Source organism: Citrobacter sp. wls706, assembly GCF_005281305.1.
GTDB lineage: Bacteria > Pseudomonadota > Gammaproteobacteria > Enterobacterales > Enterobacteriaceae > Citrobacter > Citrobacter werkmanii.
Genome location: NZ_SZXG01000012.1, coordinates 1 through 11,856 on the forward strand (window position 1 = coordinate 1; position 11,856 = coordinate 11,856).

Sequence of the window (11,856 nt, forward strand, 5' to 3'; positions counted from 1 at the left end):
CTGCGGCAATAAATAGCAATCGTTTTCCTGCTTCAGCCGTTTTATTCACTTTTCAACTTTTCTATGCCGTATAAATCATTTCGATAAACAAAATCTCTCTGCCAGACTGCACAAATTGTTATCAAGGTTAAATAAAAGCGAACAATTGGTTATAAGGGGAGATTGAACTTATGCGCGTCATTACTCTGGCGGGAAGCCCACGCTTCCCCTCTCGCTCCAGCGCGTTACTGGAATACGCCCGAGAAAAACTGAACAGCCAGGATGTCGAAGTCTGTCACTGGAATCTGCACAACTTTGCCCCAGAAGACCTGATTTATGCGCGCTTCGACAGCCCGGCGCTGAAAACCTTTGTCGAACAACTACACGACGCCGACGGATTGATTGTGGCAACACCAGTCTACAAAGCAGCTTACTCCGGTGCGTTGAAAACGTTGCTCGACCTGCTTCCCGAACGCGCACTGGAAGGCAAAGTGGTTTTGCCACTGGCAACAGGCGGTACCGTTGCGCATTTACTGGCCGTTGATTACGCACTTAAGCCGGTGCTGAGCGCGTTAAAAGCCCAGGAAATCCTGCACGGTGTTTTTGCTGATGATTCACAGGTGATTGATTATCAACATAAACCGCAGTTTACGCCCAACCTGCAACTGCGTCTGGACAATGCGCTCGACACCTTCTGGCTGGCGTTGCATCGTCGCGACGTCCAACTCCCTCAATTGAATGCTCTGCGAGGTGCCGCCCATGCTTAATCTGCTCAAACGTCACACGCCTTGGCTGGCGTTGACCGGATTGCTGTCACTTTCAACGCTCGCCCATGCCGCAGAGTCTGCACCAGACGCGCTGCGCATAGGCTACCAGAAAGGGAGCGTCAGCATGGTGCTGGCTAAAAGCCATCAGCTACTGGAGAAACGCTACCCACAGACCAAAATCTCGTGGATTGAGTTCCCGGCAGGGCCGCAAATGCTGGAAGCACTCAATATTGGCAGTATTGATCTCGGCAGTACCGGTGACATTCCACCGATTTTCGCCCAGGCCGCTGGAGCCGATCTGGTTTACGTTGGCGTCGAGCCGCCCAAACCAAAAGCCGAAGTGATTCTGGTGCCCAAAAACAGCCCGATCCAGAGCGTGGCGCAGCTCAAAGGGCATAAAGTCGCCTTCCAGAAAGGTTCCAGCGCCCACAATTTACTGCTGCGAGCCTTACAACAGGCCGGGCTGAAATTTACCGATATTCAACCAACATATCTGACACCCGCAGATGCCAGAGCAGCCTTCCAGCAAGGTAACGTTGATGCGTGGGCTATCTGGGATCCTTACTATTCCGCCGCGTTGCTGCAGGGTGATGTGCGCGTGCTAAAAGACGGCTCAGATCTCAAACAGACCGGCTCCTTTTATCTCGCCGCGCGTCCTTATGCCGAGAAAAATGGGGCATTTGTGCTTAGTGTGCTGGATACCTTTAGCCAGGCCGATGCGTTAACCCTCAGCCAGCGCCAACAAAGTATTACCCTGCTGGCCAAAACCATGGGGCTGCCAGAGCCGGTGATTGCGTCTTATCTTGATCACCGGCCGCCAACGACCATCTCGCCCGTCAGCGCCTCTGTTGCCGCTCTGCAACAACAAACCGCCGATCTGTTTTATGACAATCGTCTGGTGCCGAAAAAAATCGATATTCGCCAGCGTATCTGGCAACCCACTCAGCAGACAGGAGCAAAATTATGAGTCTGAACATGTTCTGGTTTTTACCTACCCACGGGGATGGCCACTATCTGGGGACGGAAGAAGGCTCGCGTCCGGTCGATCACAGTTATCTGCAGCAAATCGCACAGGCCGCCGATCGCCTGGGATTTACCGGCGTGTTGATCCCAACCGGTCGCTCCTGTGAAGATGCCTGGCTGGTAGCCGCCTCCATGATCCCTGTTACTCAGCGGCTCAAGTTTTTGGTCGCGCTGCGTCCAAGCGTAACATCGCCAACGGTTGCCGCGCGCCAGGCAGCAACGCTCGACAGACTCTCTAACGGCCGGGCGCTGTTTAACCTGGTGACCGGTAGCGATCCACAGGAGCTGGCTGGCGACGGCGTGTTTCTTGATCATACCGAGCGCTATGAAGCTTCTGCTGAATTCACCCAGATCTGGCGTCGGCTGTTACAGGGGGAAACTGTCGATTTCAACGGCAAACATATGCACGTCCGCGGCGCGAAGCTGTTTTTTCCTCCCGTACAACAACCCTGGCCGCCACTTTATTTCGGCGGTTCTTCCGATGTCGCGCAAGACCTGGCTGCCGAGCAGGTTGATCTCTATCTGACCTGGGGCGAGCCGCCTGAACAGGTGAAAGAGAAGATTGAGCAAGTGCGGGTCAAAGCGACAGCGCTTGGACGTAAGATCCGCTTCGGTATTCGTTTGCATGTGATCGTGCGGGAGACGACTGATGAGGCGTGGCAGGCAGCGGAACGTCTGATTTCTCATCTTGATGACGACACGATTGCCAAAGCTCAGGCCGCCTTCTCAAGAACGGATTCGGTTGGCCAGCAGCGGATGGCCGCACTGCATAACGGTAAACGCGACAAACTGGAGATTAGCCCAAACCTGTGGGCTGGCGTTGGACTGGTGCGTGGCGGCGCCGGGACCGCGCTGGTCGGTGACGGCCCTACCGTCGCGGCGCGTATCAACGAGTATGCCGCGCTGGGTATCGACAGTTTTGTGCTGTCGGGGTATCCGCATCTGGAAGAGGCATACAAAGTTGGCGAGCTACTGTTCCCGCATCTGGATGTATCGATCCCTGAAATTCCACAGCCACAGCGTCTGCACCAACAAGGCGAAGCGGTGGCTAACGAATTTATTCCTCGTAAGGTCGCGCAAAGCTAAGGAGCACGCTGATGACAACACCGAAAAACAGGTGGTTATTGCGCCTTGCCCCCTGGTTTTTGCCGGTAGGTCTGGTGGCGCTCTGGCAGATAGCCTCGTCAATGGGCTGGCTATCAACCCGCATCCTGCCCTCCCCGGAGGGCGTGGTCGAAGCCTTCTGGACGCTCTCCGCCAGCGGCGAGCTTTGGCAGCATCTGGCGATCAGCTCCTGGCGCGCGCTGATCGGATTCTCGATCGGTGGATCGTTAGGTTTGATGCTGGGACTCATTAGCGGTCTTTCACGCTGGGGGGAACGCCTGTTGGATACGTCGGTACAGATGCTGCGTAACGTCCCCCATCTGGCGCTGATCCCGCTGGTGATTTTGTGGTTCGGCATTGATGAATCCGCCAAAATCTTTCTCGTCGCCTTGGGCACTCTGTTCCCGATTTACATCAACACCTGGCACGGGATCCGCAATATCGATCGCGGCCTGGTGGAGATGGCGCGCAGCTATGGGTTGTCCGGCTTTTCACTGTTTATCCATGTGATCCTCCCCGGCGCCCTGCCCTCGATTATGGTTGGCGTACGTTTTGCTCTCGGCCTGATGTGGCTGACGCTGATCGTTGCGGAGACTATTTCAGCCAATGCCGGCATTGGTTATCTGGCGATGAATGCCCGAGAATTTCTGCAAACCGACGTGGTGGTAGTGGCCATCATTCTCTATGCCCTGCTCGGCAAACTTGCCGATGTCAGCGCCCAACTGCTGGAGCGGATCTGGCTGCGCTGGAACCCGGCTTACCATGTGAAGGAGGCTACTGTATGAATACCGCTCGCTTGAATCAGGGTACGCCGCTTTTGCTGAGCGCAGTGACCAAACAATACGCCGCCAATACGGTGCTGAATCAATTAGATCTGCATATTCCGGCAGGGCAATTTGTTGCCGTAGTGGGCCGCAGCGGCGGTGGCAAAAGCACCTTGCTGCGCCTGCTGGCTGGGCTGGAATCGCCCACTTCAGGCGCATTACTTGCCGGAACCACCCCACTGGCAGAGATTCAGGATGATACACGCATGATGTTTCAGGATGCGCGTCTGCTGCCATGGAAAACGGTTATCGATAACGTTGGTCTGGGGCTGAAAGGTCAATGGCGCGATGCGGCCCGTAATGCGTTGGCCGCTGTTGGCCTGGAAAACCGGGCACAGGAGTGGCCTGCCGCCCTGTCTGGCGGGCAAAAACAGCGCGTGGCCCTGGCGCGGGCATTAATTCACCGCCCTGGTCTGTTGTTACTGGATGAACCGCTCGGCGCGCTGGATGCGTTAACCCGTCTTGAGATGCAGGATCTGATCGTCTCGCTGTGGCAGGATCACGGCTTTACGGTGCTGCTGGTGACGCACGATGTCAGTGAGGCCGTCGCGATGGCAGACCGCGTGCTGTTGATCGAAGATGGCAAAATCGGGCTGGATCTGACGGTGGATATTCAGCGCCCCCGCCGTTTGGGATCGGTGCGGTTAGCCGAGCTGGAAGCGGAAGTGTTGAACCGGGTTATGAAACGCGGCGAGACGGAACAACCGATCCGTCGACATGGATAAACACTCAGAAAACAAGGCCCGGTAGCGCTTACCGGGCCTTTTGCCGGATGGCGGCGTTACCGCCTTATCCGGCCTACTAAACTACAGGTCAACGTTTCAGGCTAACGCTTTGTCAATCTTCTCAAACAGATCGCCGGAGAGATTCTCGAGGCCTTTCAACTGTTCCAGCGCCGCACGCATCTTCGCCTGACGTTTGGCATCATAACGTTTTAAACGAATCAACGGCTCAATCAGACGTGACGCCACCTGCGGATTGCGGCTGTTCAGTTCAGTCAGCATGTCGACCAGGAACTGATAACCGCTGCCATCTTCCGCATGGAAAGCCGCCGGGTTGCTGCCCGCAAAAGCACCAATCAGCGAACGGATGCGGTTCGGATTACTCATACTGAAGGAACGATGCTTCAGCAGACCGCGTACCGTTTCCAGCACGTTTCTCGCCGGGCTGGTGGATTGCAGGATAAACCATTTATCCATCACCAGACCGTCATGATGCCACTTATCGTCATACTCCTGCATCAATGCGTCGCGGCATGGCAGTTGCGCCGCCACAGCAGCGGACAGCGCCGCCAGGGCGTCAGTCATATTGTTCGCTTCACGGTACTGCTTGCTGACCAGCGTGTCAGCCAGATGGGTTTCGCCAAAGGCCAGGAAGCGCAGGCAGGCATTGCGCAGCGTACGTTTGCCAATATCAGCATGCTCAACGCGGTACTCGTCAAGATGATTAGCGTTATAGATGGCGAGGAATTCATCCGCCAGTTCAGCCGCCAGAGTGCGGGTCAATGCTTCGCGAACCTCCGTTATCGCCACGGGATCAATGATGTCGAACAGTTCGGCAATTTCATTCACCGAAGGCAACGTCAGGATTTCTGCCGCCAGCGCCGGATCGATTTTCTCATCGAGCAAAATCGCGCGGAATGCATCGGCCACATGTACCGGCAGCGACAGCGGCTGTCCCTGCTGATGACGGGCAACGTTGAGCTTAATATAGGTCGCCAGCAGACTTTGCGCCGCATCCCAACGCGAGAAATCGTTACGCGCATGACGCATCAGGAAGGTTAGTTGCTGATCGCTCCATTTGTATTCCAGTTTTACCGGTGCGGAGAATTCGCACAGCAGTGCCGGAACCGGCTGGAAGTAGACGTTATCAAAGACAAACGTCTGTTCTGCCTGGGTCACGTTGAGCACGGCATTCACCGGATGCCCGCCTTTTTGTAGCGGGATCACTTTCCCTTCGTTGTCATACAACTCGAGGGCGAAAGGAATATGCAGCGGTTGTTTCTCGGCCTGATCCGGCGTGGCTGGCGTACGCTGACTGATGGTCAGCGTGTATTGTTCCGTTGACGGATTGTAGTCATCACGCACGGTCAGAATCGGCGTACCGGACTGACTGTACCAGCGACGGAAATGTGAGAGGTCGACGTTGGACGCATCTTCCATCGCCTGCACAAAATCATCACAGGTAGCAGCGCTGCCGTCATGACGCTCAAAGTACAGCTGCATCCCTTTCTGGAAGTTAGCCTCACCCAGCAGGGTGTGGATCATACGAATGACTTCAGCACCTTTTTCGTACACGGTCAGGGTATAGAAGTTGTTCATTTCGATGACCATATCCGGGCGGATAGGGTGCGCCATCGGACTGGCGTCTTCGGCAAACTGCAAGCCGCGCATGGTACGTACATTGCTGATACGGTTTACCGCGCGTGAGCCGAGATCGGAACTGAACTCCTGATCGCGGAACACGGTTAAACCCTCTTTCAGACTCAACTGGAACCAGTCGCGACAGGTCACACGGTTGCCGGTCCAGTTATGGAAATATTCGTGACCAATAACGCGTTCAATATCGAGATAGTCTTTGTCGGTGGCCGTATCGGTGCGGGCCAGCACATATTTGGAGTTAAAGATGTTCAGACCTTTATTCTCCATCGCGCCCATATTGAAGAAATCAACGGCGACAATCATATAGATGTCGAGGTCATACTCGAGGCCGAAACGCTCCTCATCCCATTTCATGGAGTTTTTCAGCGAGGTCATTGCCCACGGCGCACGGTCCAGATTGCCGCGATCGACGTACAGTTCCAGCGCCACTTCTCGTCCTGAGCGGGTGGTAAAGGTGTCACGCAGGACATCGAAATCACCGGCTACCAGCGCAAACAGATAGCACGGTTTCGGGAACGGATCCTGCCACTGCACCCAGTGCCGACCGTTTTCCAGTTCACCCTGCGCCACGCGGTTGCCGTTAGAGAGCAGGAACGGATATTGGGTTTTATCGGCGATAATTTTGGTGGTAAAACGCGCCAGAACATCGGGTCTGTCGAGATACCAGGTAATATGGCGGAACCCTTCCGCTTCACACTGGGTGCACAGCGCATCGCCGGACTTATACAGTCCTTCCAGCGCGGTATTGGCCGCCGGACTAATCTCATTCACGATCTGCAGCGTAAAACGTTCCGGCAGCTGACTGATAACCAGAGCGCCCTCTTCTTCTTTATATGCTGTCCACGGTTCGTCGTTCACGTGGATTGACACCAGGGTCAGATCTTCGCCATTCAGCCGCAGGGGCGCATCGGACGCACCATGACGGACAGCCTGGCTCACTGCGGTGACCACGGTTTTTTCAGCATCCAGGTCAAAGGTCAAGTCAATATCAGTAATCTGGTAATCCGGCGCACGATAGTCGTGACGGTATTTGGCTTGTGGCTGTTGTGTCATAAAAAAACCTTTAGCATCTTTGGTAGAGTCTCGGCTTCAGTCTATTCCTGTTGCGTAAATCGCGCTACGCAGAATGTTCATCTTTTCAGGCACAAACACCCTTTTTGCTACATTTTCATAACACGTGGCACGAATTGCCCTCGACCAGAAAGAGAGCTTATGGTGTGATCGGGGTTCAATAAATCGCTAAACAGGGTATACTCCAGCGGTTTTCTTAGTTGTTTATTGTACTAAACGCTCCCGTGAGAGGATGCTACTGCGCACCTATGACACAATTCGCTTCTCCTGTTCTGCACTCGCTGCTGGATACAGACGCTTATAAGTTGCATATGCAGCAAGCCGTTTTTCACCACTACTATGATGTACAAGTAGCGGCTGAATTTCGTTGCCGTGGCGATGACCTGCTCGGTATTTACGCTGATGCTATTCGTGAGCAGGTGAATGCTATGCAGCACCTGCGGCTGCAGGAGGACGAGTACCAGTGGCTCTCCGGCCTGCCTTTCTTTAAAGCTGATTACCTCGCCTGGTTACGCGATTTCCGTTATAAGCCGGAACAAGTTTGCGTCACCAACGATAACGGTAAGCTGAACATCCGCTTAACCGGTCCATGGCGTGAAGTGATCATGTGGGAAGTCCCGCTGCTGGCAGTTATCAGCGAACTGGTGCACCGTTACCGTTCGCCCGAATCAGGCGTTCCACAGGCACTCAATGAGCTGGAAAGCAAACTAGTCGAATTCTCTGCTTTAACGAAAGATGTCGATATGTCCCGCTTCCATCTGATGGATTTCGGTACGCGCCGTCGTTTTTCACGCGAAGTACAGCAGGCCATTGTTAAACGCTTGCAGCAAGAATCCTGGTTTGTCGGCACCAGCAACTACGATCTCGCCCGCCGTCTGTCATTAACCCCGATGGGTACACAGGCGCATGAGTGGTTCCAGGCTCATCAGCAAATCAGCCCAGAGCTTGCCACCAGCCAGCGTGTTGCGCTGGCCGCATGGTTAAATGAATATCCTGACCAACTCGGGATTGCACTGACCGACTGCATCACCATGGACGCGTTTTTACGCGACTTTGGCGTCGAGTTTGCGACCCGTTACCAGGGCTTACGTCACGACTCAGGCGATCCGGTAGAATGGGGTGAAAAAGCCATTGCCCATTATGAAAAACTGGGGATTGATCCGCTGAGCAAAACGCTGGTGTTCTCAGATAACCTCGATCTGAAAAAAGCGATTGAGCTCTACCGCCACTTCTCTTCTCGCGTACAGTTGAGTTTTGGCATTGGTACACGGCTAACGTGTGATATTCCGCAGGTTAAGCCACTCAATATTGTTATCAAGCTGGTGGAGTGTAACGGTAAACCGGTGGCGAAGTTATCTGACAGCCCCGGCAAAACCATCTGCCACGATAAAGCGTTTGTTCGTGCGTTGCGCAAAGCTTTCGATTTGCCGCATATTAAAAAAGCCAGTTAATCCTCACAGGGAGCCACATCGGCTCCCTTTTCGCGTTTATTTCCGAAATCTTTCACTCCAGCAACGAATTCTGCTTGTCTGATTGCAGATGCCAGGTAACATAGGTATCCCCCCCATTACGGGTGGACATGTGTTTATATATCCGACTATTAACAGAGAGAATATTATGAGCGTTGTGCCTGTAGCCGACGTACTCCAGGGCCGCGTAGCCGTTGACAGCGAAGTCACCGTGCGCGGATGGGTGCGTACCCGCCGAGATTCAAAAGCTGGCATCTCCTTCCTCGCCGTTTATGACGGTTCCTGCTTTGATCCTGTACAGGCCGTCATCAATAATTCTCTGCCCAATTACAATCAGGACGTATTGCGCCTGACAACGGGCTGTTCAGTTATCGTAACGGGTAAAGTCGTTGCGTCGCCTGGACAGGGACAGAGCTTTGAAATTCAGACCACTGAGGTTGAAGTCGCGGGCTGGGTTGAAGATCCTGACACCTACCCGATGGCGGCCAAGCGTCACAGCATTGAGTATCTGCGTGAAGTCGCGCATATGCGTCCGCGTACCAACATGATTGGTGCGGTAGCGCGTGTACGTCATACGCTGGCGCAAGCGCTGCATCGTTTTTTCCACGAGCAGGGTTTCTTTTGGGTATCCACGCCGCTGATTACAGCTTCCGATACGGAAGGTGCGGGTGAAATGTTCCGCGTTTCTACGCTGGATCTGGAAAACCTGCCGCGTAACGATCAGGGAAAAGTTGATTTCGATAAAGACTTCTTCGGTAAAGAAGCCTTCCTGACCGTTTCTGGTCAGTTGAACGGCGAAACCTACGCCTGCGCCCTGTCCAAAATTTATACCTTTGGCCCGACGTTCCGTGCAGAAAACTCTAACACCAGCCGTCACCTGGCGGAGTTCTGGATGCTGGAGCCAGAAGTGGCTTTCGCCAACCTGGACGACGTGGCAGGCCTCGCTGAAGCCATGCTGAAGTATGCTTTCAAGGCCGTACTGGCAGAGCGCGCGGATGATATGAAATTCTTCGCTGAACGTGTCGACAAAGATGCGATTTCACGCCTGGAACGTTTCATTGACGCCGACTTCGCGCAGGTGGACTACACCGACGCGGTAAGCATTCTCGAAAAATGCGGCAAACAGTTTGAAAACCCGGTTTACTGGGGTGTGGATCTCTCTTCCGAGCACGAACGTTATCTTGCTGAAGAGCACTTCAAAGCGCCAGTCGTGGTTAAAAACTATCCGAAAGATATTAAAGCGTTTTATATGCGCCTTAACGAAGACGGTAAAACCGTTGCGGCAATGGACGTACTGGCCCCGGGAATCGGTGAAATCATCGGTGGTTCTCAGCGTGAAGAGCGTCTGGACGTGCTGGATGCCCGTATGCTGGAGATGGGTCTGAACAAAGAAGATTACTGGTGGTATCGCGACCTGCGCCGCTACGGTACTGTTCCGCATTCCGGCTTCGGCTTAGGCTTCGAGCGTCTGATTGCCTACGTTACTGGCGTGCAGAACGTCCGTGATGTCATTCCGTTCCCACGTACTCCGCGTAACGCCAGCTTCTAAAGCTGAATTTTTAATTCAAAGGCCAGCATTCATTGCTGGCCTTTTTTGTAACCGCTCCACGTAACAGGGATCCCCATCACACGTTAAATACAACCCTTCGATTCCCCTCTTCCTGTTACGTAATATTTCACCGCAACACATTTGCACAAAAAATAATCAGCAATTTTATTGTGGATTAGCATTTTCTGATTAAATAGTACATTTTTTAACCTTTTACATAGCAATCCAGATGTCCATAAATTGCCTTCGGTAAAATCAGTCCTTTTAGTCACAGCAGAGAAAAAGCGGTCTTAGCAAAATTAAACATAAGAAAATCATATAAATAGAAATAACGGCGGCGATTTTTAGCGCGCAGACATCTGAACTTTGAAGTTGTTCACAAAGTTGCACAAAAATAACATCTTGTTACATATTTTTTCTTTTTGAAACTAAATCTTTATATTTGTAGCACTTTGAGAGTAGCGAAACGGTAGTTTGAATGGAAAGATGCCTGTCAGACACATAAAGACACCAAACTCTCATCAATAGTTCCGTAAATTTTAATTGACGGAATTTATTGGCGGCAGTGGCAGGTGTCATATAAAAACCGATGAGGGTAATAAATAATGATGAAGCGCAATATTCTGGCAGTGGTTATCCCTGCTCTGCTGGTAGCCGGGGCAGCTAACGCTGCAGAAGTTTATAACAAAGATGGCAACAAAGTAGATATCTACGGTAAAGCCGTAGGTCTGCACTATTTTTCCAAGCACAACGGTGAAAATGCCTACGCTGCTAACGGCGATCAGACATACGCCCGTCTTGGTTTCAAAGGGGAAACTCAGATTAACGACCAACTGACCGGCTACGGCCAGTGGGAATACAACTTTGCCGGCAACAATGCTGAAGGCTCAAACGCGCAGGACGGTAACAAAACTCGTCTGGCGTTTGCCGGTCTGAAATTCGGCGATGCAGGCTCCTTCGACTACGGTCGTAACTACGGTGTCGTATACGATGCACTGGGTTACACCGATATGCTGCCAGAATTCGGTGGTGATACCGCCGCTTCTGACCAGTTCTTCTCCCAGCGTAACGGCGGTCTCGCAACCTACCGTAACTCCAACTTCTTCGGTCTGGTTGAAGGCCTGAACTTCGCCGTTCAGTACTTGGGCAAAAACGAGCGTGATGACGTTCGTCGCTCTAACGGCGATGGCGTTGGCGGTTCTATCAGCTACGAATTCGACGGCTTCGGTATCGTAGGTGCTTATGGTGCGGCTGACCGTACCGATGCTCAACAAAACCCGGCTCTGCGCGGTCATGGCGACAAAGCTGAGCAGTGGGCGACCGGCGTTAAGTACGATGCGAACAACATCTACCTGGCGGCGAACTACAGCGAAACCCACAACGCAACCCGTATCGCTAACGGTTATGCTAACAAAACTGAAGACGTGCTGTTGGTTGCCCAGTATCAGTTCGACTTCGGCCTGCGTCCGTCCCTCGCCTATACCAAATCTAAAGGTAAGGACATTGAAGGTATCGGTGACGTAGATCTGGTGAACTACTTCGAAGTGGGTGCGACTTACTACTTCAACAAAAACATGTCCACCTATGTTGATTACATCATCAACCAGATCGATTCTGACAACAAACTGGGCGTAGGCTCTGACGACACCGTTGCAGTGGGTATCGTTTACCAGTTCTAATAGCAGACCT

General features: G+C 52.9%; 9 protein-coding genes. 8 read left to right on the forward strand and 1 reads right to left on the reverse strand.

Annotated elements, in window-relative coordinates; all coding sequences use genetic code 11:
• The first annotated feature begins 170 nt into the window (after window positions 1-170).
• The 5 genes from ssuE to ssuB are packed head-to-tail and all read left to right on the forward strand — an operon-like array spanning window position 171 to window position 4,422.
• Complete coding sequence (gene ssuE / locus FDW92_RS04445) at window positions 171-746, forward strand: NADPH-dependent FMN reductase (RefSeq protein ID WP_042309410.1); 576 nt, start codon at window positions 171-173, stop codon at window positions 744-746.
• On the forward strand, window positions 739-1,713 hold the full coding sequence (locus tag FDW92_RS04450; RefSeq protein ID WP_042309412.1) for a sulfonate ABC transporter substrate-binding protein: 975 nt from the start codon (window positions 739-741) through the stop codon (window positions 1,711-1,713). The genes ssuE and FDW92_RS04450 overlap by 8 nt, the downstream gene beginning before the upstream one ends.
• A complete protein-coding gene (gene ssuD / locus FDW92_RS04455) occupies window positions 1,710-2,855 on the forward strand; it encodes an FMNH2-dependent alkanesulfonate monooxygenase (protein ID WP_042309414.1) in 1,146 nt (381 codons plus the stop codon). Before FDW92_RS04450 ends, ssuD begins: the two co-directional genes overlap by 4 nt.
• An 11-nt stretch (window positions 2,856-2,866) precedes the next feature.
• Entirely contained in the window at window positions 2,867-3,658 is a 792-nt protein-coding gene (gene ssuC, locus FDW92_RS04460; protein ID WP_042309415.1) for an aliphatic sulfonate ABC transporter permease SsuC, read from the forward strand.
• A complete protein-coding gene (gene ssuB / locus FDW92_RS04465) occupies window positions 3,655-4,422 on the forward strand; it encodes an aliphatic sulfonates ABC transporter ATP-binding protein (protein WP_042309417.1) in 768 nt (255 codons plus the stop codon). Before ssuC ends, ssuB begins: the two co-directional genes overlap by 4 nt.
• A gap of 96 nt (window positions 4,423-4,518) precedes the next feature.
• Here the strand turns inward: ssuB and pepN are convergent, their stop codons facing one another.
• Window positions 4,519-7,131: an aminopeptidase N gene (gene pepN, locus FDW92_RS04470; RefSeq protein ID WP_042309419.1), complete on the reverse strand. Its 2,613-nt coding sequence runs from the start codon at window positions 7,129-7,131 to the stop codon at window positions 4,519-4,521.
• Window positions 7,132-7,397: 266 nt separating this feature from the next.
• On the opposite strand from pepN, the gene pncB reads away from it, so the two are divergent.
• The 3 genes from pncB to ompF all read left to right on the forward strand — a co-directional run bounded on the left by pncB (window position 7,398) and on the right by ompF (window position 11,846).
• Window positions 7,398-8,600: a nicotinate phosphoribosyltransferase gene (gene pncB / locus FDW92_RS04475; RefSeq protein WP_042309421.1), complete on the forward strand. Its 1,203-nt coding sequence runs from the start codon at window positions 7,398-7,400 to the stop codon at window positions 8,598-8,600.
• 166 nt (window positions 8,601-8,766) lie between these two features.
• Window positions 8,767-10,167, forward strand: a complete 1,401-nt coding sequence (asnS, locus tag FDW92_RS04480) for an asparagine--tRNA ligase (RefSeq protein ID WP_042309423.1) — start codon at window positions 8,767-8,769, stop codon at window positions 10,165-10,167.
• Window positions 10,168-10,772: 605 nt separating this feature from the next.
• Window positions 10,773-11,846, forward strand: coding sequence for a porin OmpF (ompF, locus tag FDW92_RS04485; RefSeq protein WP_042309425.1), 1,074 nt, complete (start codon window positions 10,773-10,775; stop codon window positions 11,844-11,846).
• The last annotated feature ends 10 nt before the right edge of the window (window positions 11,847-11,856 follow it).

Excerpts from the sequence above, each read along its gene's own strand:
- ssuE (WP_042309410.1), top strand. The coding sequence starts at position 171 with ATGCGCGTCATTACTCTGGCGGGAAGCCCACGCTTCCCCTCTCGCTCC.
- FDW92_RS04450 (WP_042309412.1), top strand. The coding sequence starts at position 739 with ATGCTTAATCTGCTCAAACGTCACACGCCTTGGCTGGCGTTGACCGGA.
- ssuD (WP_042309414.1), top strand. The coding sequence starts at position 1,710 with ATGAGTCTGAACATGTTCTGGTTTTTACCTACCCACGGGGATGGCCAC.
- ssuC (WP_042309415.1), top strand. The coding sequence starts at position 2,867 with ATGACAACACCGAAAAACAGGTGGTTATTGCGCCTTGCCCCCTGGTTT.
- ssuB (WP_042309417.1), top strand. The coding sequence starts at position 3,655 with ATGAATACCGCTCGCTTGAATCAGGGTACGCCGCTTTTGCTGAGCGCA.
- pepN (WP_042309419.1), bottom strand. The coding sequence starts at position 7,131 with ATGACACAACAGCCACAAGCCAAATACCGTCACGACTATCGTGCGCCG.
- pncB (WP_042309421.1), top strand. The coding sequence starts at position 7,398 with ATGACACAATTCGCTTCTCCTGTTCTGCACTCGCTGCTGGATACAGAC.
- asnS (WP_042309423.1), top strand. The coding sequence starts at position 8,767 with ATGAGCGTTGTGCCTGTAGCCGACGTACTCCAGGGCCGCGTAGCCGTT.
- ompF (WP_042309425.1), top strand. The coding sequence starts at position 10,773 with ATGATGAAGCGCAATATTCTGGCAGTGGTTATCCCTGCTCTGCTGGTA.